Origin of the sequence: Haloarcula amylolytica (assembly GCF_049705545.1) — an archaeon.
Taxonomy (GTDB): Archaea; Halobacteriota; Halobacteria; order Halobacteriales; family Haloarculaceae; genus Haloarcula; species Haloarcula amylolytica_B.
The window spans coordinates 1,287,309-1,310,249 of record NZ_JBNAMU010000001.1 but is presented as its reverse complement, the minus strand read 5'-3'; the positions used below and the strand labels follow the sequence as shown (position 1 = coordinate 1,310,249).

General features: G+C 54.4%; 28 protein-coding genes. 5 read left to right on the top strand and 23 right to left on the bottom strand.

Features of this window, described 5'->3' with window-relative positions:
• The first annotated feature begins 15 nt into the window (after positions 1-15).
• From ACOZ4H_RS06975 to ACOZ4H_RS06955, 5 genes are all read left to right on the top strand, one after another.
• Complete coding sequence (locus ACOZ4H_RS06975; RefSeq protein WP_424328592.1) at positions 16-837, top strand: FkbM family methyltransferase; 822 nt, start codon at positions 16-18, stop codon at positions 835-837.
• Positions 838-1,022: 185 nt separating this feature from the next.
• On the top strand, positions 1,023-2,066 hold the full coding sequence (locus ACOZ4H_RS06970) for a glycosyltransferase family 4 protein (protein WP_424328591.1): 1,044 nt from the start codon (positions 1,023-1,025) through the stop codon (positions 2,064-2,066).
• A gap of 1,268 nt (positions 2,067-3,334) precedes the next feature.
• On the top strand, positions 3,335-4,285 hold the full coding sequence (locus ACOZ4H_RS06965) for a UDP-glucuronic acid decarboxylase family protein (RefSeq protein ID WP_424328590.1): 951 nt from the start codon (positions 3,335-3,337) through the stop codon (positions 4,283-4,285).
• 11 nt (positions 4,286-4,296) lie between these two features.
• Complete coding sequence (locus ACOZ4H_RS06960) at positions 4,297-5,520, top strand: glycosyltransferase family 61 protein (protein ID WP_424328589.1); 1,224 nt, start codon at positions 4,297-4,299, stop codon at positions 5,518-5,520.
• A 522-nt stretch (positions 5,521-6,042) separates the two neighbouring features.
• Positions 6,043-6,129 (top strand): type II toxin-antitoxin system HicB family antitoxin, encoded by an 87-nt coding sequence (locus ACOZ4H_RS06955; protein ID WP_424330349.1) that lies wholly within the window; start codon positions 6,043-6,045, stop codon positions 6,127-6,129.
• 493 nt (positions 6,130-6,622) lie between these two features.
• On the opposite strand, the gene ACOZ4H_RS06950 is transcribed toward ACOZ4H_RS06955, so the two are convergent.
• The 23 genes from ACOZ4H_RS06950 to ACOZ4H_RS06840 form a co-directional block, all read right to left on the bottom strand.
• Positions 6,623-7,645 carry a hypothetical protein gene (locus ACOZ4H_RS06950; RefSeq protein ID WP_424328588.1) on the bottom strand — a complete coding sequence of 341 codons (1,023 nt, stop codon included), beginning with the start codon at positions 7,643-7,645 and terminating at the stop codon, positions 6,623-6,625.
• 154 nt (positions 7,646-7,799) lie between these two features.
• The gene (locus ACOZ4H_RS06945; protein ID WP_424328587.1) at positions 7,800-8,921 is read right to left on the bottom strand and encodes a glycosyltransferase; all 1,122 of its coding nucleotides are present in this window, start codon (positions 8,919-8,921) and stop codon (positions 7,800-7,802) included.
• The gene (locus tag ACOZ4H_RS06940; RefSeq protein ID WP_424328586.1) at positions 8,914-10,089 is read right to left on the bottom strand and encodes a glycosyltransferase family 4 protein; all 1,176 of its coding nucleotides are present in this window, start codon (positions 10,087-10,089) and stop codon (positions 8,914-8,916) included. The genes ACOZ4H_RS06945 and ACOZ4H_RS06940 overlap by 8 nt, the downstream gene beginning before the upstream one ends.
• Positions 10,090-10,192: 103 nt before the next feature.
• Positions 10,193-11,998, bottom strand: a complete 1,806-nt coding sequence (locus ACOZ4H_RS06935; RefSeq protein WP_424328585.1) for an ABC transporter ATP-binding protein — start codon at positions 11,996-11,998, stop codon at positions 10,193-10,195.
• Between the two features lie 655 nt (positions 11,999-12,653).
• Positions 12,654-14,117, bottom strand: a complete 1,464-nt coding sequence (gene secY, locus ACOZ4H_RS06930) for a preprotein translocase subunit SecY (protein ID WP_424328584.1) — start codon at positions 14,115-14,117, stop codon at positions 12,654-12,656.
• A gap of 6 nt (positions 14,118-14,123) precedes the next feature.
• Positions 14,124-14,621, bottom strand: a complete 498-nt coding sequence (locus ACOZ4H_RS06925; RefSeq protein WP_424328583.1) for an uL15m family ribosomal protein — start codon at positions 14,619-14,621, stop codon at positions 14,124-14,126.
• Positions 14,621-15,085: a 50S ribosomal protein L30 gene (gene rpmD / locus ACOZ4H_RS06920; protein ID WP_129755370.1), complete on the bottom strand. Its 465-nt coding sequence runs from the start codon at positions 15,083-15,085 to the stop codon at positions 14,621-14,623. The genes ACOZ4H_RS06925 and rpmD overlap by 1 nt, the downstream gene beginning before the upstream one ends.
• Positions 15,085-15,723 (bottom strand): 30S ribosomal protein S5, encoded by a 639-nt coding sequence (locus ACOZ4H_RS06915; RefSeq protein ID WP_424328582.1) that lies wholly within the window; start codon positions 15,721-15,723, stop codon positions 15,085-15,087. Before ACOZ4H_RS06915 ends, rpmD begins: the two co-directional genes overlap by 1 nt.
• Entirely contained in the window at positions 15,720-16,283 is a 564-nt protein-coding gene (locus tag ACOZ4H_RS06910; protein WP_424328581.1) for a 50S ribosomal protein L18, read from the bottom strand. Before ACOZ4H_RS06910 ends, ACOZ4H_RS06915 begins: the two co-directional genes overlap by 4 nt.
• Positions 16,283-16,732, bottom strand: a complete 450-nt coding sequence (locus ACOZ4H_RS06905; protein ID WP_008312924.1) for a 50S ribosomal protein L19e — start codon at positions 16,730-16,732, stop codon at positions 16,283-16,285. The genes ACOZ4H_RS06910 and ACOZ4H_RS06905 overlap by 1 nt, the downstream gene beginning before the upstream one ends.
• Positions 16,732-17,577 carry a 50S ribosomal protein L32e gene (locus ACOZ4H_RS06900; RefSeq protein ID WP_424328580.1) on the bottom strand — a complete coding sequence of 282 codons (846 nt, stop codon included), beginning with the start codon at positions 17,575-17,577 and terminating at the stop codon, positions 16,732-16,734. The genes ACOZ4H_RS06905 and ACOZ4H_RS06900 overlap by 1 nt, the downstream gene beginning before the upstream one ends.
• The gene (locus tag ACOZ4H_RS06895; protein ID WP_424328579.1) at positions 17,577-18,113 is read right to left on the bottom strand and encodes a 50S ribosomal protein L6; all 537 of its coding nucleotides are present in this window, start codon (positions 18,111-18,113) and stop codon (positions 17,577-17,579) included. Before ACOZ4H_RS06895 ends, ACOZ4H_RS06900 begins: the two co-directional genes overlap by 1 nt.
• A 2-nt stretch (positions 18,114-18,115) precedes the next feature.
• Positions 18,116-18,508: a 30S ribosomal protein S8 gene (locus ACOZ4H_RS06890; protein ID WP_004516956.1), complete on the bottom strand. Its 393-nt coding sequence runs from the start codon at positions 18,506-18,508 to the stop codon at positions 18,116-18,118.
• 2 nt (positions 18,509-18,510) lie between these two features.
• Positions 18,511-18,696 (bottom strand): 30S ribosomal protein S14, encoded by a 186-nt coding sequence (locus ACOZ4H_RS06885; protein WP_424328578.1) that lies wholly within the window; start codon positions 18,694-18,696, stop codon positions 18,511-18,513.
• Positions 18,693-19,226 (bottom strand): 50S ribosomal protein L5, encoded by a 534-nt coding sequence (locus ACOZ4H_RS06880; protein ID WP_004591562.1) that lies wholly within the window; start codon positions 19,224-19,226, stop codon positions 18,693-18,695. Before ACOZ4H_RS06880 ends, ACOZ4H_RS06885 begins: the two co-directional genes overlap by 4 nt.
• Positions 19,223-19,969 (bottom strand): 30S ribosomal protein S4e, encoded by a 747-nt coding sequence (locus tag ACOZ4H_RS06875; RefSeq protein WP_424328577.1) that lies wholly within the window; start codon positions 19,967-19,969, stop codon positions 19,223-19,225. Before ACOZ4H_RS06875 ends, ACOZ4H_RS06880 begins: the two co-directional genes overlap by 4 nt.
• Entirely contained in the window at positions 19,966-20,328 is a 363-nt protein-coding gene (gene rplX / locus ACOZ4H_RS06870; RefSeq protein WP_014040872.1) for a 50S ribosomal protein L24, read from the bottom strand. The genes ACOZ4H_RS06875 and rplX overlap by 4 nt, the downstream gene beginning before the upstream one ends.
• A gap of 4 nt (positions 20,329-20,332) precedes the next feature.
• Complete coding sequence (locus ACOZ4H_RS06865; protein WP_004516961.1) at positions 20,333-20,731, bottom strand: 50S ribosomal protein L14; 399 nt, start codon at positions 20,729-20,731, stop codon at positions 20,333-20,335.
• Positions 20,731-21,069: a 30S ribosomal protein S17 gene (locus ACOZ4H_RS06860; protein ID WP_004591559.1), complete on the bottom strand. Its 339-nt coding sequence runs from the start codon at positions 21,067-21,069 to the stop codon at positions 20,731-20,733. Before ACOZ4H_RS06860 ends, ACOZ4H_RS06865 begins: the two co-directional genes overlap by 1 nt.
• A complete protein-coding gene (locus ACOZ4H_RS06855) occupies positions 21,060-21,344 on the bottom strand; it encodes a ribonuclease P protein component 1 (RefSeq protein ID WP_424328576.1) in 285 nt (94 codons plus the stop codon). The genes ACOZ4H_RS06860 and ACOZ4H_RS06855 overlap by 10 nt, the downstream gene beginning before the upstream one ends.
• The gene (gene rpmC / locus ACOZ4H_RS06850) at positions 21,344-21,559 is read right to left on the bottom strand and encodes a 50S ribosomal protein L29 (RefSeq protein WP_004516964.1); all 216 of its coding nucleotides are present in this window, start codon (positions 21,557-21,559) and stop codon (positions 21,344-21,346) included. The genes ACOZ4H_RS06855 and rpmC overlap by 1 nt, the downstream gene beginning before the upstream one ends.
• Positions 21,556-22,473 (bottom strand): 30S ribosomal protein S3, encoded by a 918-nt coding sequence (locus ACOZ4H_RS06845; protein ID WP_424328575.1) that lies wholly within the window; start codon positions 22,471-22,473, stop codon positions 21,556-21,558. The genes rpmC and ACOZ4H_RS06845 overlap by 4 nt, the downstream gene beginning before the upstream one ends.
• Complete coding sequence (locus ACOZ4H_RS06840) at positions 22,473-22,940, bottom strand: 50S ribosomal protein L22 (protein WP_424328574.1); 468 nt, start codon at positions 22,938-22,940, stop codon at positions 22,473-22,475. The genes ACOZ4H_RS06845 and ACOZ4H_RS06840 overlap by 1 nt, the downstream gene beginning before the upstream one ends.
• Between the last annotated feature and the right edge of the window lies 1 nt (position 22,941).

Genomic DNA, 22,941 nt, shown 5'->3' with positions numbered 1-22,941 from the left:
GAGTCTGAAGCTGATGTGAAACGGAAAGCATACCAGGCCCTCTCAAAACTAGGTCAAAGCGTGAGTGACTCTCGGTTGGCTAAAGTGCCACTTATAGAACAAGGATACAGATCGGCAAAAAAACGCTTAGATCCAGAATACATTCAATATGAGGGGTATACCCTACACATTCCTTCTTATGAAACCGTGGCACAGCGGATTTCGGAAGACGGTGCACACGAGAAGAGTGTTAGAGATGCTATTTCTCAGAACTTATCGCCAGGAGATACCGCCATTGACCTTGGAGCACACTACGGCAGTCACACCCTTTCAATGGCAAACTACGTTGGCCCAGGAGGGTATGTTATAGCATTTGAACCCTATCCACAAGCGGGAAAATACCTACAGCGGACCATTGATACAAACTCATTGAGGCAAGTTGAATTGGTCAATCGAGCAGTAGGCAATGATAACTCTTCCGAGGCCATGGTGGCCAATGATTCGAGCACATTTCGATCTATAGATAACTTCTCGGAAAATGGGACTGAAAAGATAGAAATCGATAAGATAAAGCTATCTGCCTTTATGGATAATAAAGAGATAGAGACAGTCGACCTTATGAAAGTTGATATTGAAGGAGGCGAAGGAGAATTATTTGAAGATATACACGACGTTATAGAGAAATTCAACGCAATTGTTCTAGAATATCATAACAATATCGTAAATGAAGAGAGTGGGCAGTTTATATTCAGAAACTTAGAACAGCATGGATCAATTGAAACGGTTTCAGGCCGTCCGATACAGACCCTGAACCAATTCCTAAATTGTGATGAGCACATGATCTGGAAATTAGGATAGATGGATGATTTGAATATAATAAAAAATATGAGGATACACCCCCACACGGACAAGCCGGGTTTATGCAGACATATCCCCGGAACCGGTTATTGTCTGAGTGAAGTTATTGATGTGATATACGACCTGGAATGTTCAATGAGTGGAGTGGTAGCGCTATCTGGAATATAAATATTCAACCAATAATAATGACAGATATAACAATATTACATTTGATCCCGAACTACTCACAAACGAACCTCAAGAAGGGAGTGAGCCAGTATGCTAAATCACTGAGCGAAATGGGACATGATGTAACACTGGTGATTTATGAAACAAAAAAGAACGAAGACGAGAATCTCGATATTCCGAATGTTGAGATAGACCGTATTTCGATACGTGACGAATCTAAGCTAATAAGAACGACTTCATACATATTATCATGCGATACAGATGTGATAATAAGCCAAAACGTACTGGAGAAGAGATATTTAATTTGGGTTGCCCTCGCGTGGGCACAAGGTATAGATTTTCTTATGAAGATCGATTATACACCCGGAATACCACCACTCACACCCAGTATCCGTATAAAGCATCGGGTAAAGTTACAAATTCTATCGGAATTTTGTCGGGGACTGTTTGTACCGACTCAAAACGCCGCCGACGAGTTGGTTTCAATATACCCAAAGTTAGATCATAGGGTTCAGTCACTACCATCTGGATATAATGACGAGTACTTTGTAGAGAGAAAGGAGTCTAATAAGTCCATATTATATGCAGGGCGTTTGGTAAGTGACAAGGGTGTTAGGGATCTTATATGTGGTTTCAATAAAATAAAAGATGAATATAGCAACTGGACGTTGGAAATCGCTGGTGATGGAAAAATATATGACGATATGAATAAAGAAAACGTACAATTCCATGGTCACGTTGAAACACAGGAATTGATCGATCTCTACGCCAAAGCGGAGATATTCTGCCTACCATCTCTCCACGAAAGCTTCGGGAATGTTCTAGTTGAGGCAGCAGGTGCAGAAACCGCAATCATATCAACAGAGGTGGGGGTTGCTCCCGAACTGTTGGACGGTGCAGGTTTGTTTATAAATAAAAGGGATAGTGATGATATAGCCGAGAAATTACGCACTTATATTGACAATGATGATAAAAGAAGGGCCGATGCAAAAAAGTTGAAGCAAAACGCGAAGAACTATAAGATAGAACGGGTAACAAAAATAATATCAGAATATTTATAATGTGGCTTTGTGCTCCTAACAAATCACAGTGCGTCAATAATTGCTACCAAATAAGTTATTTCTGAGTTCTGAGCTGACATATTATCAAGATTAAATGGAAAGGATACAAAATGACCACTGCAATTCTTCTATAATCTGAAGATGATGATCGCTGCAGTATTATATACGTTTCATGTATGGCACATTGTTGATTTCAGACTATTGATCGAAAAGTGTGTCTGAGCGTTTCACTACCCGGTTGTCGATACAGCACCCACCGTAGTTGGAACTCTATGGGATACTATGTCAACTTGCTCTTAGTGACGCCTCGGTAGGGCGAGAGGCGCCGTCATGTCAACATCGCTTGGCTACCGCAGGTATTGAGATGGACTTCGTCGTCGACGTGGACGACATATCTTCGGTTGAATGAGTCGCCCCTTCGGACGTTGGTACGCTCGAAACGTCAATATAGAAGGCAAACGACTCCTGATACCGGTCGAACGGTGGGAGTCGAATCATCGATTTATTTGCGGCTTTCATCAGAACCAGCACTGCTGTCCGTACTGCATTCGGAGTGATCATTACAGGTGGCTTGTCGCTACTGTAGTACGAGCTACACCCTACCGTAGACAGGCCACCCGAATACGCACAGAAGTCGCGCCCACAATCTTCCCTGCAGGGACGTACACTCGGTTGATTTCAACCGGTCCGACAAATCGAGAGAGTTGCATTGAGCGCTTCAGAGCGCTCGATACGCCGGTACGTTGTTTTGGGTGTAAACTCGTTTTCACAATGCAGCTGGCGAAAATTAATGATAGCACTAATAAATAATTAAATTGAGAATAGCTACCACCGGAGTGTAATCTCCGAATGAACGAAAATAGTGCCATCTTGTCGTTTGCTTGTGCGATCACAATTCACATGGGACTACCGCCGAAATTCTCTATGTCCGAGACTCTGATCAGACGGTCAGAACGTCAACTAGAACAGGAAAAACCGTCACGCCGGCGAATCCGATCCAAGAGATACGCTGCGGCTCATTCAGGGACAAATACATCGGGCAAAATCAGCCGTATCAGGCACCGTTGACGCGGTTCGCTTGTCCCATTCGACTCCACAACCACCGTTAACCAGTATCAGTAATCTCCTACACAGGAGCGTAATATTTTATTAATTTTTTACTCCCATTTTTCACGCTGTATTTAAATATGCAATTTTCACTCAATAATCAAGAGGATTAGAATGGACGTTTCGAAACAATTAGGGTGGGAAGATGCAAACCGGAAGGTGTGACTAATCGGATATTAGTTTCAGGCGGAGCGGGGTTTCTTGGCAGTCACCTCTGTGAACGGTTGCTAAATGAAGATCATGAGGTCATCTGTTTTGATAACTTTGGGAGCGGGCAATTGGATAATATTAGTGGTTACAAGGATCATCCCAAATTCACCATTAATGACCGAGATATTCGACTTTCGGGTTCGTTACCTCCGGTAGATCGGATATATCACCTTGCGTCTAGAGCATCGCCAGCTGATTTCACGGATTTCCCGGTTGATATTGCGTTAACAAACACACAAGGAACAAGACGATTATTAGATCACGCTCGAGCATGCGATGCGAGGATGGTTTTTGCCAGTACGAGCGAGGTTTATGGCAATCCAAAAGTCCATCCTCAACCCGAAACTTACACTGGGAACGTGGATATTCGCGGAATTCGGGGATGTTATGACGAATCCAAACGCTTTGGGGAGACATTAACTGTTGCATACCAGCGAAACTACGATATGGATGTTCGGACAATCCGAATTTTCAACACATACGGACCACGGATGCGACCTAATGATGGTCGAGTGGTTCCAACCTTTGTTACTCAAGCCCTTCGAGGTGAAGATCTCACTATCTACGGTGATGGTGAACAGACCCGTAGCTTTTGTTATGTAGATGATCTTATTGAGGGACTAGTTTCTGTCATGCGTGCTGAGGATCCCGAGTATGACGTATATAACATAGGGAAAGAAAATGAACTCACAATAAACGAACTTGCAGAGGAAGTGCTCCAGCTGACCGATACCGATTCTAACATCATATATAAACCCCTCCCTGAGGATGATCCTAACCAACGCCGGCCTGATGTCACTCGAGCCAAAGCAGAACTGAACTGGAATCCTAGGGTGCCACTTCATGACGGTCTAAAGCAAACGATTGACTATTACAAGATTAGCCATCAGATTGGCGACTGAACGCCTCTAATATGCTCGCACACAAAATCAAAAATGCATATTATCGAGGGGGATTAAAAGAAGTATTCCATGGAGCCTGCCGTTTAGGTATAGAAACGGCTATCGGACCTAGAGGGAATATATCGATCGATGGTCGTCAGTTTTTGTACAGGGACAAAATTTCAAATAGCACGGATGAAGTTGAAAATTACTGGGAGTTACCAGTGAAAGATGGACTTGAGCCTCTTCGTGAATCTGAGAGTAAAAATCCTTTTGATAGCACGCAAGAACAGATGGAGTTCGTCCAAACACGCCAGTACTCTTATCGCCCTGATTTTGTATGTGAAGTGAGTGATGTTCGGCTTCTAGGACCCAGCGGAATGGGCGTAACTAAAAATAAAAAAATCCTCTCTGATTCTATTACAATGCCTAACCAACCTAGTCGAATACAGGGTGCGATCCAGCGGGGATATATTCACAATCCATTACTGACTGCTGAAACTCTCCATACAACCTGGCGGTCATCTTGGAGATCTTCACAGACATTAGATTGTGCGTGCTCCCTATTTAATTCCTGGAATAACTATTACCACTGGATTCTTGAACACCTTCCAAAGCTACGAGCAGTTAAATTTTATAAGAAAAGAACTGGCACTATGCCTACACTTATCATCCCAGATAATCCTCCATCATTTATTACGGAGACTCTAGAAATGCTTGGATTTGATCCAGAAGACTGTATTCAATGGGATTCCCCAGCAATGGATATAGAGAGACTCATTTTGCCCGGCTTCCCCGAAGCAAATCCGATGAACCTACACTGGTTGCGAGAAAATCTTAGGACATATGATGGGTCATCTACTAACCTTCCGTCTCGAATCTATATATCTAGAAAAAAAGCTCCAAAAAGACGGATTGAAAATGAATCTGAGCTTGTAAGCCTCCTATCCAAATACGGATTTGAACGCGTGCTCGCAGAAGAGTTATCTGTCAAAGATCAAATTCGATTATTTTCTAACGCAGATGTAATAATAGGGCAGCATGGTGCTGGATTAACGAATATGTTATGGGCCGACGATGCAACTATTTTCGAAATGCACAACGAGGTTATTGTAGACCACTATTATGTACTGGCGAACAATCTCGGACATGAATATGTTCCAATTTCTGCTGAAAGTAAAAACCCGGATAATATTCACTCTGATATGGTCATCAATATTGAAGACATTAACCAGTCACTGTCAGGCCACGTGTGAGAATGTTTAATATTCTTATAATATTGTGTGGAGTTATCGTCCAATTATACATTCGTACTGAGAAGATGTTTTAGCTTTCCCTGCGAATGAATAACTCATTTCCCCGATAACCGGTCTAGAATGATCCTGAATGTCCGGAATCTACGCGTCCCAACCAACAATTAATCATAATAGCACTCTAATGCTGGTTAGCTGGTCAGTTTGACAGACTGTCAATACTACACTGTCCTTTCCTCGATAAGACTTGTCCCGTAGTCGATCCCTGGCACTATCCCGTGTATCAACTCTTCGTCACCCTCGTCGACAACAAGAATATCGGTTTAGACGATTTAAGAGTTGTCTCTCGGTCGTCACAATTACTCCCCATTCCCTATACCGACCGGTACCTGTTTTCACTTCCATGTGAATCGCCAGCCTAACGCTTATCCCACAATACAGCAAATAGAGGTAAGATCAATTCGACGCGTGACGGAGGTACCCACAAGGACGGGATCCGAATTCGGCGCGAGGGGACTGTAGGTTATCAAGGATATCAAAACTGGCGTCACCACACAGAGCAAGACTCGTCAGAAGGCTGTGAAAATGCTCGACGATATGGTCGTGGTGTAAGAGTGAAAGCGGCCGCGAGCCCACGGACGAGCAACTCAGAGACTTGTGGGATCGACCCCGATGACAACACGACCGGGATACCGAACTTTCCGGCTTGATGCAACAAATAGCGCAGGGTGCATCTTCCGGCAAAGACGGTTATCAAGCCGCTAATAAATGTCGGCGGCTTTGAGTGTCGTCGGACGACTGGCGGCCACGACCGAATCTACTACTAACATCTGATCAACAAGGGCAGTCAACGACAAGTTACCATCCCTCTGCACCCGTACAACGGTGCAACGACAGGCTCATCAAGCGGAATAATCCAGCCGCTGCCAAGGTGCTATTCCTTCCTTCGACTCCACAGCTCGTTCTCAGAGTGTCAACAATCTTTTACACAAGGAGATTCTTAAAATGGTGCGACATCATATAATGTGGGATATTCGAATAGTTAGCGGTCCTCACGGAAACCCGTTTGGGAGAACACTAACGAATCCAAATCATTCCAATTATTTTATATATACCCCAAAGCCTCCAACTGACTTTGTGACCCTTCCGATGATAATTGAGAACTCTCTCTGGGCTCTTCTGCTTCAATTACTTTCCGATGGTCTGAATCGGCGACCAGCCACGGTACCTTGACCAATTCTTCAGTGTATGTCTTCGCCGGATGTAAGTGTTCCACAACCGGAATAGGCGATGATCTATCGAATAGGAATTCTCCATGGTCTGCTGTGATTACTGTCTTACCGCGTAGTTGCTCTATAAGATAGCCAGCGGCCGAGACAGCGTGATCAACGTTCTCTCGGTACGCTTCAACCAACGTTTCGGTAGCGAACGAACAGTCACCAGTGAAAGTATCCTGCCATGGTGTAGCCGACTTCTGATGGATTTCCTGGCCAGTTGGGCCAAGATATGGGAGATGTGGAGGGACAATATGAACAATCAATCTTTTATTTGGGTACCTCGCTGCAATTTCGATGGCTTTCTCTGCTGTCGTGTCCGCAGGAATAACATAATCCGCAACGCGAGTGGTATTATGAACTTCGATTGCATCATCCGGTGGACTTTCCCAGAGGTTCTCCAAGTGATGAACATCTAAATTAAACGAATATTTCTTTTGAAATGTTGTGCCTTTGTCGAAGTCTTCCACACCCACGTGATATGGCACGACACTCGCCGAAACGTAGACTGTATCGTGAAGTTTTTCACCAGCGAAATTCGAGTTGAGCCACTCCGGAGTCTGAGACCCTCTAGAGATTTTGTATTCTAACTCGCCTGGTAATTCATGCCTTTTCATTGCCTCTTTGAAAAAGTCGAAGCGACACGAGTCAAGGATCACGAGGTTATCCCAGTCTTCCTCAAAGATGTGGACTCCCTTTTTATTATAGTCCCACCTTCCGTTTCTCGTATACCAAGCTTGGTTGAGACGCCGTCCGACGCTATGTCTGAGCGCATTATCGCTCACAAGCGATGGTAACCGTTTGATAGACCTGATGGGACGATCCAAGACCTCGTCGATGATGGTCTTCGTCATAATTGGTACACTCTCTGATCGAAATTGCTCATACCTTGGAATGGCTCCATTTGCCAACGAGTGGTTGCCGGTATAATTCCATTGTAAAATGTCTCATTCCGATCTTGACGCGGCGAACTTGGGATCACGCCATCTCTGGTTTCAAATTCATGTATCATCGTGTTTTTGTATTTAGCCATGTGTCAACTTGAGATTGGATTTCCGTGGTGAAGCGCTCGGGCCCATAACGTGATTTAGGATCTGGAAGCGATCTTAGTAACTCTTCCTGTCGAGCTTGGGATCGAATAACCTCTTCGATTATATTGATTGCCTCCTTCGGAGACGAATACGTCAAAGCAGTTTCTCTACCCACTATTTCGACCTGTCCCCCTGAGTTAGGAACGAATGGGATCATCCCACTAGCGACCATTTCTGCCACAGCCATGCCAAAGTGTTCGTGCTTTTTCGTATGTAGGCCATATCGAACCGAATTCAGTAGAGAAATTAATCTATCACGGGAAACTTCGCCATGAAATTCTACAAAGTTTAACTCTTTAGCACGGTTTTGAACTTCTAATGCGTATTCGCTACCATCAGGTTGTCCGATTAAGTGGAGAGTCAAATCGTTGCCTTTCTGATTTAGCTGTTTTACAATATCAATTGCCAACCCGGTCCGCTTGTCTGGTGCTATTCTTCCTACGGCCACAAAGCCATTCTCGCGCTCTGTCCATTTTTTTCCCGCTGATTCCCCAGCCTTTACAGGCGGATAGACGACACTGGGTTTGATTCCCCAGCAAGACTCTAGAATGGAGGCCATCCACTCTGAATTAGTTAACATAGGACCGCAACCTAGTTCAAGTCCTGCAATTTTTTTTGCGACTATATCTCGAGTGCATCCGAATAGTTCTTTTTCTTCTTCAGGAGACGATAAACACCGATACAATGGATGGTGAACATACTGTAGAGCCCCACCCGGAACAGTCAACTCATTAAATGCGCTGATTATCCCATCATAGTTCTCGGACCGTTTTCTGACGGCTCTAGCGAAGACTGCATGCCGAATTTTATACATACTCATCCCGTCAGCTAACTTCTCTGCTATGGTACCGAGAAGTTGGACATCCGTTCCACGTGTGTTCGTCATATAGTGATCATCTAGGGTAGTGAAGTCTGGCCGACTAGCAGTGAGGAGTGTCACATCATGTACCGAACACAAGGCATCTATCATATGGAGACATACTGCTTCGGCTCCCCCTCCACGTTCAACGTCTGGATGGTATATTCCAATTTTAGCCATCTTGGTAGAGCACCTCGTCGTAGAAGGATTCTAGTTCCGAAGCCACCTTCGAAGGAGCGAACGTAGCCTCAACCCGCTGGCGACCTGCTTGGCCAAGGTCAGTTCGCAATTCGGGATTAGTAATCAGCCGTTCAAGCGCATCAGCCAAGTCGTCGCTTGAGCGTTCATCAATGACAAGTGCTGTTTCACCAGGTTCGGTGACATGTGGGATTCCTCCTACATCTGTTACAACTGCTGGCAGACCGCAGGCCATCGCTTCCAAAAGTCCCATCCCGAATTGTTCTTCGTTATTCGTCATTGTGACACTCGGGAGAATAAAAATGTCTGAGATTGCATACAAGCCGGGCATCTGTTCGTGAGGAATTCGCTCAAGCCAATTAATCTGATCGTTCTGTTTTATCCGTTCTGTGAGATTTTCGCCCATCATATTTTCTCCAACGAGTATAAGACGAGTTTTATTATATTTGTCTTGTATATTGAAAAACGCCTCAAGGAGATACGGGGTACCCTTCTGTTCAGATGGCCTGTGAACGAATAGTATAGTCGTCTCGTTTGTCGTTGCGGTTGGCAGGTTATATTCTGTTGGAGTATTTTTGATATTTGGCTGAAATTTATCTATTGGTATCGTATTTGGTATGACATCAATCTTTTCGAACGTAACCCCTTCATGGATAAGTGCCCGCTTTCCAGCCTTGGTGGTTGTTGTGATGCCGTCTGCTGTACTGTTAACGAATTTCTTTAGCCACCATAATATGGGATTATGCTGAAATCGTGGATATGGGATGTTTTCGCCAGCAGTGAATGTGAACTTCACATCCTCGTTCCGGGCTGCTAGCGCTGCTTGGATGGAAAAAGCGTTAAAATTCTCATTAGCGTGCAAAACATCGAATTCCTCTACAAGAGATGAAATCCCATAGAGGTATCCTGCAGGTAGTCGTGCCTTCCTTAGGGCGGCAAATCCGAAGTGATCATAATCAAAAAGGTCGTATTTCCCATCAACCCAGGGAAACTTTCGAATAGGAAGGTCAATACCAGATGTGTCATATCGTGACGGATCACTCCCAAACGCGACCACATCGTACTTAGAGTTGCGGTTGAGTTCTTCCCAGACCAGCACGTTCCCATCATCACGAAGATTCTGGCCTTTTATTAATGCTATTTTAGTCATATTCTACGATTTTGAATTAACAAGCACCATAATAAGACAACCATTTGTAATATTGCACATATTCTATCTCCGTTGTATACGTTACACCTACCGTAGAGAATATTTATTCCTTCGATTGGATAGCATACAGTTCCGCATAGGGCCCGCCATTGTCGACCAGTTTAGCGTGCTCACCCTTTTCGACGATCTCCCCATCGTCAACTGAATAGATCCGATCAGCATTTTTTACTGTCGAGAGCCGATGCGCAATTCCGATCATCGCGTAGTCACGATCCATGTCCTCGATAGCGGCTTGCACCTCCCCTTCGAGGTGCGAGTCGAGGTCACTCGTCGCCTCGTCAAGCACCAGCACGTCGGCGTCTTTCAACAGTGCCCGAGCAAGCGCCACTCGCTGTCGCTGGCCACCTGACAGCCGAACGCCGTCGTCGCCGAGTTGCGTCTCGTACCCATCTGGCAGGTCGTTGAAGAACTCGTCTACCTTAGCGATCCGAACTACTCGGTCAAGCTCCGTTTCAGAGACGTCTCGGTTGCCGATTGTGAGATTGTACCGTAGCGTGTCATTAAATATGTGCGGGTCCTGTCGCACGACGGCGATCTTCGAGCGCCACTCGTCAATATCCATTTCGTGAATCCGGCGACCGTTTGCCCGAATCCTTCCCGAGTCGGGTTCGTACATCCGAACTAGCAAAGAGACGATTGTCGATTTCCCGGCCCCGGATTGGCCAACGAACCCGACAAATTCCCCTTTCTCGAACTCGAACGAGATTCCAGAGAGCGCCTGCTCGTCTTGGCCCTGGTACGAGAAATGTACGTCGTCGAATTCGACTGCCTGTATTTCCTCCGGGACAGGTTTCGTCTCTCTCATCGGTTCGGTATTGTGGTCGAGTTCGTCGAGAAACTCCTGTGTTCGAACGAGATGGGGGAGGTTGTTTTCCATCCGATAAAAATGAGTGTTCAACATGCTCGCTTTTGGACCGAGGCGGAACATCGCGAACAGGAACACGCCCAGTGCGCCGAGCGATAGGTTTGCGAACGTGAGTGCGAGATATATCAACACGAAGACTGAGATCGCGGTGAGGAGGTTGTAGAAGTTGTTAATCGCCTGTTCGTTGCGTTGAAGAACGATACTTGAGTCGGCCCACCGATCGGCGGCGTCAACGAAGTCGTCGATGAGTTCATTTTTCAGACCGAACAGTTTCGTGTCCCGGATGCCCTGCGTCCCAGCCTGTGCTGCTTGCTGAATTTGTTCGTTCGCGTCAGCGACCCGGTCCCCGAGTTCGTACCCCGGTTCGATGACGTATCGGAACAACACTGCGAACCCACCAAGAAAGAGAAGAGCAAACGCGGTGAGAGACGGCGAGATGACGAGCGCGACGACGAGATACATAAGCGCGATGAACCCCTGCTCGAACAGGTTTATCGCTATCCTGATCGTCTGGCCAGCGTACTCGGCCTGTGTGACGATCGCGTTCAGGATATGATCGGATCCCTCTCTGTCGAAGTACTCGATGCGCGCATCCAGTGCACTGTTGAACGACCGTATCTGTATGTGTCGCGTATAATCAGCGACGAGCGCGCTCCGGAGCCACCGAACAAAGAACGTCAGCGTCCACCGAACGGTCAGCACGGCGCTCACGCCGACGATGACCGAGCCTAGCGAGAAGGGGATCCCCAGAAACTCGTAAGCACGAACGAACGCCAGCATGACTCCGTCGGCCTGCTGGGCCGGATCGCCAGGCGATTGCACGACCTCGACAATCGGCAGGATGAACCCGAGGCCAACACCCTCGAGTAGCGCGGCGAAGATCCCACCAACAATGATCAGCGCAGTGAGGCGCGGTCGGTACCGGGCAGTCCTGAGCAGCGCCCGGAGTTGCTTGCGCCGACCGATGTCCTCGGTGTCACTCATTGGTAAATGGATTCCTCTCCCGGATTTTATACTCGTCGGTCGATCGCAGTCGTCACGCACAGAAACACCAGTGCGCTGTGGAGCAGAGACACACGATGCTCTGAAATCACGCGGAACGGCCCGGATTCAGGTGGTTCAAAGATTTTCCTAAAGATTCGAACCGAGCCACCCCGTTAGCACAGGACTTGATCGTAACACCGCCATATCTCACTATAATACAATCACTCGTGGACATCGAACACCCTCACGTGATTCGTTCCAAAGAGAGCAGTCACGACTCACTGGCCTCTCCCCCGAACACGAAGTGGAGGACACCGAATCGGAGTACGTCTATCATAGGACGAATACGGTGAGATTCTCGTTCTTGATTTTGTCGATACCGAGGCCACCCTGCTTGTCACTGACAAAGCTATCACTCTATAGAACTCACTCGCTGTCGATAGTGGTGTCTCAGCAGCCTCGCGTATGAGACAGTTGATGGCACCGTAGTGGTATTCTTCAGCGTATTCGCGTCACCGACACCTCTGTTCTGGAAGACAAGTATGGGTACGTATGGCGCATAGTCTTCCTCGACGAGGTCATAGCGGCCCAACGTGCAACGGGCGAAAAAACTAGGAAAATTACCCCGATGGCTGTGATAATTTTGCTATTACAGCTACCCAAACATCTGGCGCATCATCGGATGCATCTCCATGAGCTGCTCTTCGGCGATCTCCTCGTACAGTTTGTACGTAATGGAGACCGTCAGCAGCAGCCCGGTGCCGGAGACGCCGCCGATGGTACCCAGCATGTTGGCCATCACGGCGAGCAGCCCAACCAGGGCACCACCGATGACAGTCACTTGCGGGATATACCGCTCAAGGACCTTCTCGATGACACCGACGTTCTGACGGAAGCCGGGGATCTGCATCCCGGAGTTGTGGATCTGCTTGGCCGTCGCTTCCGGACCCATGTCGGTGGTCTCGACCCAGAAGACGGCGAAGATCGCGCCGCCGACCAGCATGACGAACAGGTCGATCCCGACGCGGGTCAGGATCTGCCACACGGGTTGGGCGGTCCCTTCAAGCCACCACATCCAGTCGCCACGGCTCTGGATGGGGGCGAGGAAGTAGAACAGGCCGCCCGTTGGCTGGCCGTTGGCGTACGTGCCGAGGAACGCCGGCATCGAGCCCAGCTGGGCGTTCAGGATCCGGCCCAGGAACTGGATGTTCGCCTGGAGCGCCCGGACGAGGATCATCGGCAGGACGCTCGCGTAGATGAGCTTGACCGGGAACCGGCCACGGGCCCCTTTGACGCGGGCGTTCGACAGCGGGATCTCGACGCGGACCGACTCGGCGTAGACGACCACCGAGAAGATAAGGACCGTCGTGAACAGCCCCAGCAGCTCGCCCTGGAGCAATACAGTCTGGAGCCCATCAGCAGCCAGCACCGGTCCGGTACCGCGCTGGCCGGTGATGAACAGGTACCAGGTGTAAATGATCCCTTCGCTGTTGCCGATAAACGGCGTCGTCAGGACGCCCCCGACGAGTCGCTGGCTCACGCCGGCGACAATGAACAGGCCGATACCGGAGCCGACGCCCCATTTGGAGATGACCTCGTCCATGAACAGGATGAGGACACCGCCGACGAACATCTGGGCGAAGATGAGCCACTGGACACCGGCCGTGCCGATACCCAGTGAGTTCGCGACCGCCGTGTCAGCCGGGAGGAAGCCGCCGGCAAACACCATCGGGAGCCCGGTGAGGCAGATCATCACGAGCACCAGCAGCTTCTGGAGCCCCTGATAGAGGATCTGGTCCCGCGGGTCGTCTTGGGTGTTCAGCCCGAGCAGGTCCGCCCCACCGAGGAGCTGTAACACGATGGACGCCGTGACGATCGGACCGATACCCAGCTGCATGATGCTCCCCTGGCCGGAGGCCAGAATCGAGGAGAAGCGCCCGAACACCTGTTGGCTGGCGTCGATGTCCAGCCCGAACAGCTTCACGTTCGTCAGGAAGAAATACAGCAAGAGCACGCCCCCTGTCCAGGTGAGCTTGCGCTTGAACGGGACGTGTCCTTCCGGCCGCTGGACTGCGGGCATCCGGACAAGCAGTGGTTCGGCGGTGTCCTTCCAGCTCATCGTTCGTTATTCCTCGTCCGCGTCCGCGTCTTCGTCTGTCTCGGCCTCGGCCTGGCGCTCCTGGCCGAGGTCGGTCAGTTCGACGCTCCCGCCTGCGGCTTCGACCTTCTCGCGAGCGCCCTCGGAGAAGTCGTCGGCGATGAGCGTGAGTTCGTGGCGGACCTGGCCGGCACCGAGTACCTTCACGTAGTCGGCGTCGTCGGCCCCGTCAACGACATCACGCACGTCGACGCGGAAGCCGCCGTCTTCGACTTCGGCGACGTCCTCGGCGGCCAGCAGTGTGACGTCCTCGTCGATCTCGCGGACGTCGATAGTCGCGGCCTCTTCCTGCACCTTCTGCGGGCGCTTGAAGCCGCTCTTGCCGAGCGGTTCGTGGTTGTGGAACTCGTGTTTGTCACGGCCTGCGGCACCGCGACCACCGCGGTGGCCGGCACCACGTCGGTTCTTGTGTGAGCCGCCGCCGTGCGTGCGCGAGCCGCGCTGTCGTTTCTTTTTACTCGTCATTATCGCATCGCCTCCAGGAGTTCGTCGATACCCTCGGTGTCGTGTTTCCCGAGCTGCCCGCCCTCCTTGACGGGGTGTTTGACGCCGTCGTGACCGCCGCGGGGCGGGTGCAGACGGAGCGTCGGGGACAGTCCCTGCTCGCGCAGCGTCGTCTCCTCGGAGAGGAGCGCGAACGCGAGCCCGGAGATGTCGTCGTAGTCCGTGTGCTCGGCGACCCATTCGTCGTCCACGTCAGCGTCGCCCTCGAGCGGCTCGGCGCGCGTCGCCAGGACTGTCTCCAGCGTCTCCTGGCTCGGCTCACCGAAGGCGACGAAGTCGTTGACCTTCGTCACCATGCCGCGGTAGGCGTCCGTCTCGGGGACGAGCGTGCAGTGGTTCACGTGGTGGATGTTGAGCATCTCCAGCGTGTCCTGAATGTCGGTGTGCATGTTGACTTCGCCACGGAGCTGGACGAGTGCGTGCATCACTCGATCACCTCTCGTTTCTCGAAGGTCCGTTCGGGGACGCGCGCCTCGGCCGTGTTCTGCAGGGCGTTGAACGTCGCCTTCGCGAAGTTGACCGTGGTGCGCGTGTTCCCGCTACTGCGTGTCCAGATGTCTTCGATACCGGCGAGTTCGAGCACCTTGCGGACGGTCTCCCCGCCCGCGAGGCCCAGCCCGCGCGGGGCCGGCTGGAGCTCGACCTCGACGCTCCCGGCCTTGCCCTTGGTGCGCAGCGCGACCGTGTGCGGACGGCCACAGCCACACTCCCAGGACCCACAGCCACGGGAGATATCGATGATGTTCAGCTTCGCGATGTCGATAGCTTTCTGGATGGCACCGCCGACCTGGTCGTCACGCCCCTCGGCGTAGCCGATGAGGCCGTCGCGGTTGCCAACGGCGACCACGCAGCGGAACTTCACGCGGCGGCCGGAGTCTGTCATCCGCTGGACCATGTTGATGTCCAGCACTTCGTCTTCCAGGTCAGGAACGAGCTGGTCGACGACTTCCGATTCTTTCAGCGGGAGCCCGGAGTTCAGCGCCTCCTGCATGGAGTCGATTTCGCCCTCGACGACCTGCTTGCCGAGGCGTGTCCGTGGCTCCCATCCGTTGTTAGCACTCATAGTTCGATGTCACCGTCCAGTAGGGTCTCTCGGAGCTCGTCGAAGTGCTCCGGGAGGTCTGCAGCGTCGAAGTCGCCGCTGTACAGCGGCTCCTCGAGCTGCTCGTCGTACTCGGCGATGTGGGCACCGCGCGTGCGCTGCCATTCGGCGAGTACGTCGTCGTTGTGCGGAATGTCCAGGCCGGCGTCGATTGCGCCTTCCTGTATTGCGAATACTTTGCTTCCGGGGGTCGGGCTGTTGAGTCCGATGTCGAGCACTGCCTCCTCGATGCCCGCTTCCTTCGCGCGAAGCCCGGCGAGCAGGCCGGTGAGGTAGGCCGAGGGCATGTTGCCCGTCGGGGCCTCCCAGCCGTACTCGGCGAGGTCGCTCGAGTGAGCGGACGCGAGGGTGTCGTCGCCGTTGGGGCCAAGCGTCACCAGCTGCGCCCTGACGTGTTTATTGCTCTTTCGAGCAACGAGACGTGGCTTACCGGATTTCAACAGGCGCAACCGCTGATGGTAATCGGTTCTGGCCTCGCGGCGTCGCCGCATCGGTACTTTGTATCGTGGTCCTGTCGCCATTATGCGTCACCGTGGTTTGCGTCGATGTAACGTTCGAGATCGGCAACGCTGTCGAACTCGCCACCGCCGGCCTTGTCGTACAGGTCGCGGTACTGCGAACTCGAAAGCGTTCCCTCGTCACGCAGTTCGCGCAGCTTCGTCCGCTGTGCGCGGATGCGTGACTCCCAGTCCTCCTTGGAGTTCTGTCGTGCGCCTGCCTTGCCCTTCCGGGAACCGGCTCCCTTCTGGTGGCCGTACGCACGCTTCTTCTGGCGCTCCCGGGCGCGTCCGCGGGAGTTGCCTTTCTTGTCTTTCGCCTGAACGGCGCCCTCATCGACCAGTTCGCGAACGTCCTCGCGGGTGATCGCGTCGGCGATATCGCCCTGTCTCTCGGGGTCGAACCAGACGCGGTTCTTCCCGACGTCGAGGACGTCAGCCGCGAGTCGCTTCTGTGCGGAGAGATCAGTCATCACTCACTCACCTCGACTTCGACGTAGGTGGGGTTGAGCACGCGGATGCCCGCGTCCTCGGCTGCCTCTTCGATTCGCTCGCGCTTGCGAGCGCCGACCTTCGAGGCGATACGGACGGCCTCGATGTCGCCGTCGACGCCTTCGAGGTCGTCCACGTTGTGCACGCGGACCTCCTCGAAGCCGGACGGGTGCTTGCCGCGAACCGCGGTCGGCGAGCGGAAGCCCGCCTCGACTGTGTCGCCCTTGCCCTTGATGCCGCGGCGCTGCTTCGAGAGCTGGCCGCGGGGCTTGCGCCACGAGGTCGAGACGCGCTTTTTCTTGTGGTGGTCCTGGCGGTTGAACTGCGGCTTGCCGACCCGGTGTCGCTGGGTCAGCAGCCGCGCCTCTTCGTCGGAAAGGTCCGGCGTCTTGTCGGAGAGCCCGCGGGCCTGGAGTTCCGTCTCCACGTCCTCGGCGGGCGCTTCCTCGCCGCCTTCCTCTTCGACTTCGGCTTCGGTCTCGGACTCGACTTCGAGTCCGCCGACGTCGGCCTTGATGCGGGCCGCCAGCGCGTTCCCGATACCGCTGACATCGGCGAGCTCGGACTGGTCGGCGCCGCGGACGGCGTCGACGTCCTCGAAGCCGGCCTCGCGGAGCGACTCCGCCTTGGATGGGCCGACACCGCTGATGTCTGTCAGTTCGGCGTGCTCGTCTTCGGCTTCCTCGGCCACCTGGTCGGGGTCCTCGGCGGGCTCGCCGCCGTGTGGCTGCTCGGACTCGATGTCCGCCTCGGGCGCGTCGCCCTGCGGAAGCCCTTCCTCGTTGGCGTCGGCGTCACTGCTCGTGTTGTCGGGATTGTCCGCCATCAGGCGTCACCTCGGTTCGGTTTTCGGGTGATGTACACCCCGTCCTGGAACACGCGCACGTCCTTGTCGTTGATGCGCGTGAGCTGTTCGATGTCCGCGGCGGTCTGGCCGACGGCCTCGATGTCGGGGCCGCTGATGGTCAGCTCCTCGCCGTCGATCTCGACGTCCGTGTCGCCGTGGATCGTCGTGCGGCGGGGGGCCTTCTCGCCGAGGAAGTTCTCGATGACGACTTCGTCACCCTCGACGTTGACCTGCATCGGGAAGTGAGAGTAGAAGACTTCCATCTCGTACTCCCAGCCCTCGGTCACGCCGTGGAACATGTTCTCGATGTGGCTCTGGAAGGTACCGATCGTCGACATCGTCTTGGCGTTGTCCTCATCGGATTCGATGACGACTGTGTCGCCGTCGACGGACACGTCGATGTCAGGGTACCAGAGCCGACGCGTGACGCTGCCGTTGTCCCCCTCGACGGTGATGTCAAGGTGGTCCTGCTCGGCGTCCACGTCCTCCGGAATCTCCAGTTCTACTCGTGGCATTGTTAGTATACGTACGCGATGACTTGGCCACCGACGCCCTGCTCACGAGCCTCGTAGTGGCTCATGATGCCGTGGCTGGTCGTGACGACGAGGGTCCCGTAGTCACGGGCGGGGAGGAACCGCTTCTCCCACTTCTCGAACTCGTCTGCGCCCGCGGAGTAGCGGGGCTTGACCGGGCCACACTCGTTGATGGCTCCTTTCAGTTCGACTTCGAACTCGCCGGCTTTGCCGTCGTCGACGAAACTGAATCCGTCGATGTACCCGCGGTCGTAGAAGACCTCGAGGACGCTGCCGATCTCGTTCGAAGCGGGCGATACTGTCTGCTCTAAGTGCCCGACGCTTTCGGCGTTGTTAAGCGCCGACAGTGCGTTGGCAAATGGGTCGTTCCCTGTCATTGTTAGCTGTACTTCTTGAAGCCCATACCCCGCGAAATCTCGCGGAAGCACTGGCGGCACAGCCAGATGTCGTACTTGCCGACGAGTCCCTGTTCGCGACCGCAGCGCTGACAGGACTCGAGCTGGCCAGTCCGCTCACTGGATGCCGTCTCGGAATCGGGCTCTTCTGTGGTTTCACTTTCGCTCATTCGCTCACCTCCACGTCGTAGGTCGACTCGATGAAGGCGACGGCGTCCGCCGGGTTGAGTCGATGCTTCGTCGGAATCGAACGCGACGCCTTGTCGCGCTTGGCGACGCGGTAGCCGGGGCGGACGAGGTTGACCGTCACGTCCAGCCCGTAGATTCCGATGCTCGGGTCGTACTCCTGGCTCGGGAACTCGGTGTGTTCCTCGACGCCGAAGCTGAAGTTACCGGTGTCGTCGAACTGGCTCGTCGCCAGCTCGGCGAGCGGCAGCGCTGTCTGGAGGAACTCTTCGGCCATCTCGTCGCGGAGGGTGACCTTCGCACCGATAGGGTCGCCCTCGCGGATGTCGAACTCGCCGACAGTCCGCTTGGCCTTCGTTCGGACCGGCGTCTGCCCGGTGATCTCCCCGAGTATGTCCTCCGCGTTGGCGAGGTCGCGGCCACCGTGGCCGATACCCATGTGAACGACGACCTTCTCGATACGCGGTTCGCGCATCTCGTGGAAGTCGCCGCCGGACTCACTCTCGGAGCTCATTCGTCATCACCCGTGAAGTTCTCGTCGATGACGACGACGTACTCTTCGACCGTCTCGAAGCCACCGGCGGCTTCGCCGCCTTCCGAGGCTTCGTCCGAAGCCTCGCTGCCCTCGTCCTGCGAGACGATCACGTTGTTCTGGGCCGAACCCGGCGTCACCTGAATCTCCTCGATCTCGCCGACTTCGCCCGCGTGGGCGCCGTCGACGGCGGTGACGAGCGCGCCCTCTTCGTACTCGAAGTGGGCCACGATTTCGCCGTCCTCGTTGCCGACGACGATGGAGTCACCGGCGTCGTAGGTCTGGTCGTCCTCGACGATGAGCGTCTCACCGTCGTGGAGGCCAAGCTGAACATCGCCACCGGAGACGTGGGTCTTAGTGACGATCTTGCCGAGCTTGGACTGGGCCGCGTCCGGGTCGATTGCGGTCAGCGCCAGCCGACCACCCTCGCCGGGGAACACGCGGTAGTACTCCTCGCGCTCGGTGAAGGCCAGGATGTCGAACATCCCGACGGGGCGTTCCTCGTCGGAGATGGCCTTCCCGTTGATGAGGACGTTGTCCTCGTTGAGGGCGTAGCGGGCTTCTTTGCGGTTGTCGGCGTAGCCGAGCACGTCCCGAAGAACGATGAGTAGGGGAACCCCGTCCTCACCGTGCGGGCCGGCGCCGGCTTTCACCGTAAACGTCGCGGTCTTGCGCTCTACGGGCCAACTGTTGGGCACCGAGAGTCGCTTCTGGTGGTTACTCATGCGGAATCATCCTCCGATTCGAGACGCGCCTCGCGCTTCTCGTCTTCGAGGTCCAGGTCCGTCACGCGGACGTTCGAGGTGTCAAGCGGTCGCGGGACTTCCTCGCCGTCCGTCTTTTCGAGCGTGACGTCTTCGACGTGGATGACGGCCTTGTCGAGATTGACCTCGAGGACTTCGCCTTCCTCGCCGGCGAAGTCGCCGCGGAGCACCTCGACGGTGTCACCAGCGTTGACGCGGACGTTGCGCTGGCCGTACTCCTCGCGGAGGTCGGCCGAAAGCGTCGCCCGGACCTGCTTGTGCCGCTCGTGAAGCGGGGCACGTCGTTGACTCTTGCGTTGTTTGTCTGGTTGCTTGCTCATGGTTCTATACGATCATCGTCGCTGCTGATGCCACACTGCCGAATCGCTGTGCGACTTCCCGTGCGATGGGACCTTTCAGCTCGGTCCCGCGCGGGTCCTCGTTCTCGTCGACGATGACGGCCGCGTTGTCTTCGAACTTGACGCGGGTGCCGTCGGGTCGACGGATCGGCTTTCGCTGGCGGACGACGACGGCTTCGAGCACCTGGCGACGCATTTCGGGCGTCCCCTTGGTGACCGAGACCGTGATCTTGTCGCCCAGCCCAGCTTTGGGGTGGCGGTTCTTCGTTCCCGAGTAGCCGTGGACGGAAATGACCTTGAGTTCGCGCGCTCCCGTGTTGTCCGCACACGTGATGAGCGAGCCCTTCTCCAGGCCTTGCGTGACGTCAGCACCGAGTGCTTCCATCAGGCATCACCGTCCTGTTCGTCGGCGACCACGCCGACGACGACGTGGCTTTTCGTTTTCGAGAGCGGTCGACACTCTGCTATCGTGACCGTGTCACCGACCGCGAGGTCGAGACAATCGGGTGCGTGAGCCGGAACGCGGCTCCGCCGCTTCATGAAGCGGTCGTATTTCGGCACCTTCACGTCGTACTCGCGCTCGACGACAACGGTCTTCTCCATGTCAGTGGAGGCTACCTCGCCGTTCAGTGTCTGTCCGCGCACGGAGAGCTCTCCGTGGAACGGGCAGTTCTGATCGGCACAGGTTTCCTCCGGTTCCTGTACGTTCAGTCCTAGCGCCATAGTGAATCTCCTGTGTTCTCTGTGCGACGAGCGGGACGCGCGACGAGTCGGTCGCCGTCGACCCGGACTCGCTGTCCGTCAACGGCGAACGAAAAGGTCGCGCTGTCCTTCGGCACGTGCCACACCCGGTCGGCCCCCTCGATTGTCAGCATCTGTGTCGTCTCCATGACGACAGTGCCGCTGATACCGACAGCGTCCGGATTGGACGCTGCGACGACCTCACAGTCGAGGCCGACGAGTTCGTGTCGTGGGAGCGTCTCGGGTGTCAGTGGCATTATTCGTTCTCCTGCAGGTCGCCTTCTTCGCCCTGAATCGTCTTGATGCGGGCGATGGCCTTCCGCAGCTCCTTGATGCGACCGGGGTTTTCCGGTGCACCACCCGCGGCCTGCACGGCCCGGGCGTTCAGCAGTTCGGTCTTCAGGTCGTCGAGTTCCGCCTCGCGCTCGGCGGGCGTCATGTCCCGAATCTCCTGGACGTGCAGGACGGTCATTCGTCGTCAGCCTCCTCGTCGTCCATTTCGTCCATCAGCTCTTCGGCTTCGGCTTCGACGTCCTCGTCGAGTTCCTCGTCGACAGCCTCTTCGAGTTCGTCGACGTCGACGTCCTCGACATCGTCGTCGGTCGGGACTTCGACGTCTTCCTCGACGATCTCCTCGTCGACGAACTCCTCGTCAGCCTCGGAGTCGTCGTCGGCCCCGGCGGCCACGTCTTCGTCGAGTTCCTCGGCCGTCTCGCTGTCTTCGGGCTCGCCTTCGAGGAGTTCCTCGACGGACTCGCCGTCGGTGTCGGCCACGTAGTCCTCGACGTCGACATCCTCGTAGATCTCGAAGTCGTCGGGGAGCTCCGCGTCCGGCGGGATGATCTTGACTCGGACCCCGATGGTACCGAGCTTCATCACGGCGACGCCGACACCGCTGTCGACGATCTCCTCTGCGGGTTCGCCGTTGTGCTTGACGTAGCCGCGGTTGAACTTCTCCACGCGTGAGCGTGCACCCGTGACCTTGCCGGAGAGGACGATCTCTGCGCCGAGCGCGCCCGACTCCATGATACGGTCGATGGTGGTGTGGCCCGCTTTGCGGAAGTACCAGCCACGCTCGAGTGCGTTGGCCAGTCGGTCCGCGACGATGCGGGCGTTGAGGTCCGGCTCGTCGACTTCCTGCACGTCGACCTGCGGGTCGTCGAGGTTGAATCGGTCCTCGAGTTCCGTCGTGATCTTCCGGATGTTCTTCCCGCCCTTGCCGATGACCATCCCTGGCTTCTCGGCTTTGAGCACGATCTGGGTCCCCATCGGCGTCTTGGCGACGTCCATGCCGCCGTAGCCGGCTCGACCGAGTTCCTCTGCGAAGAACTCGTCGATCTGGGTCCGCTGGAGTCCGTCCTCGATGAACTGTTGTTCGTCGGCCATTATTCTTCGACCTCCGGCTCTTCGAGGATGAGTTCGACGTCGACCTGCGGGCTGTTCCACGCCGAGGCACGCCCCATCGCGCGGGGCTTGCGACCCTGCTGCTCGCCGACCTTGTGGGCGGCGACGTGCTTGATGGTCATGGCCTCACCGTCGAAGCCCTGGTGGTCGGCGTTGCCGACCGCGTTCTCGAGCAGGTCGAGGAAGGCCTTGCTGGCCTTCTCCGGGTAGCGTCCGGCGTCCCAGCCGTCGACCTTGCTTTTGTGGCCGACGCCCGAGTTGTGCTGTTTGAACGGAACGGGCTGGTCGCCCTCGATAACCGCCTCGAGGTAGTCGACAGCCTCGCCGGCCGTTTTGCCCTTGATCTCGCGGGCGATGGCCTTGCTGTGCTTGAAGCTCATCTGCCGCTCCCGGAGCATCGCTTTGGCCGTCGTGTCCGGGTCGGCTTCGACTGAGTAACTGATTCCCATG

Bases quoted from the DNA above. Each gene is read 5' to 3' on its own strand.
- ACOZ4H_RS06905 (WP_008312924.1), bottom strand. From the start codon at position 16,732: ATGACTGATCTCTCCGCACAGAAGCGACTCGCGGCTGACGTCCTCGAC.
- ACOZ4H_RS06910 (WP_424328581.1), bottom strand. From the start codon at position 16,283: ATGGCGACAGGACCACGATACAAAGTACCGATGCGGCGACGCCGCGAG.
- ACOZ4H_RS06895 (WP_424328579.1), bottom strand. From the start codon at position 18,113: ATGCCACGAGTAGAACTGGAGATTCCGGAGGACGTGGACGCCGAGCAG.
- rpmD (WP_129755370.1), bottom strand. From the start codon at position 15,085: ATGCACGCACTCGTCCAGCTCCGTGGCGAAGTCAACATGCACACCGAC.
- ACOZ4H_RS06945 (WP_424328587.1), bottom strand. From the start codon at position 8,921: ATGGCTAAAATTGGAATATACCATCCAGACGTTGAACGTGGAGGGGGA.
- rpmC (WP_004516964.1), bottom strand. From the start codon at position 21,559: ATGACCGTCCTGCACGTCCAGGAGATTCGGGACATGACGCCCGCCGAG.
- ACOZ4H_RS06950 (WP_424328588.1), bottom strand. From the start codon at position 7,645: ATGACGAAGACCATCATCGACGAGGTCTTGGATCGTCCCATCAGGTCT.
- ACOZ4H_RS06915 (WP_424328582.1), bottom strand. From the start codon at position 15,723: ATGAGTGCTAACAACGGATGGGAGCCACGGACACGCCTCGGCAAGCAG.
- secY (WP_424328584.1), bottom strand. From the start codon at position 14,117: ATGAGCTGGAAGGACACCGCCGAACCACTGCTTGTCCGGATGCCCGCA.
- ACOZ4H_RS06860 (WP_004591559.1), bottom strand. From the start codon at position 21,069: ATGGCGCTAGGACTGAACGTACAGGAACCGGAGGAAACCTGTGCCGAT.
- ACOZ4H_RS06925 (WP_424328583.1), bottom strand. From the start codon at position 14,621: ATGACGAGTAAAAAGAAACGACAGCGCGGCTCGCGCACGCACGGCGGC.
- ACOZ4H_RS06840 (WP_424328574.1), bottom strand. From the start codon at position 22,940: ATGGGAATCAGTTACTCAGTCGAAGCCGACCCGGACACGACGGCCAAA.
- ACOZ4H_RS06935 (WP_424328585.1), bottom strand. From the start codon at position 11,998: ATGAGTGACACCGAGGACATCGGTCGGCGCAAGCAACTCCGGGCGCTG.
- ACOZ4H_RS06880 (WP_004591562.1), bottom strand. From the start codon at position 19,226: ATGAGCTCCGAGAGTGAGTCCGGCGGCGACTTCCACGAGATGCGCGAA.
- ACOZ4H_RS06875 (WP_424328577.1), bottom strand. From the start codon at position 19,969: ATGAGTAACCACCAGAAGCGACTCTCGGTGCCCAACAGTTGGCCCGTA.
- ACOZ4H_RS06855 (WP_424328576.1), bottom strand. From the start codon at position 21,344: ATGCCACTGACACCCGAGACGCTCCCACGACACGAACTCGTCGGCCTC.
- ACOZ4H_RS06890 (WP_004516956.1), bottom strand. From the start codon at position 18,508: ATGACAGGGAACGACCCATTTGCCAACGCACTGTCGGCGCTTAACAAC.
- ACOZ4H_RS06900 (WP_424328580.1), bottom strand. From the start codon at position 17,577: ATGGCGGACAATCCCGACAACACGAGCAGTGACGCCGACGCCAACGAG.
- ACOZ4H_RS06845 (WP_424328575.1), bottom strand. From the start codon at position 22,473: ATGGCCGACGAACAACAGTTCATCGAGGACGGACTCCAGCGGACCCAG.
- ACOZ4H_RS06940 (WP_424328586.1), bottom strand. From the start codon at position 10,089: ATGACTAAAATAGCATTAATAAAAGGCCAGAATCTTCGTGATGATGGG.
- rplX (WP_014040872.1), bottom strand. From the start codon at position 20,328: ATGAGCAAGCAACCAGACAAACAACGCAAGAGTCAACGACGTGCCCCG.
- ACOZ4H_RS06960 (WP_424328589.1), top strand. From the start codon at position 4,297: ATGCTCGCACACAAAATCAAAAATGCATATTATCGAGGGGGATTAAAA.
- ACOZ4H_RS06865 (WP_004516961.1), bottom strand. From the start codon at position 20,731: ATGGAAGCACTCGGTGCTGACGTCACGCAAGGCCTGGAGAAGGGCTCG.
- ACOZ4H_RS06885 (WP_424328578.1), bottom strand. From the start codon at position 18,696: ATGAGCGAAAGTGAAACCACAGAAGAGCCCGATTCCGAGACGGCATCC.
- ACOZ4H_RS06970 (WP_424328591.1), top strand. From the start codon at position 1,023: ATGACAGATATAACAATATTACATTTGATCCCGAACTACTCACAAACG.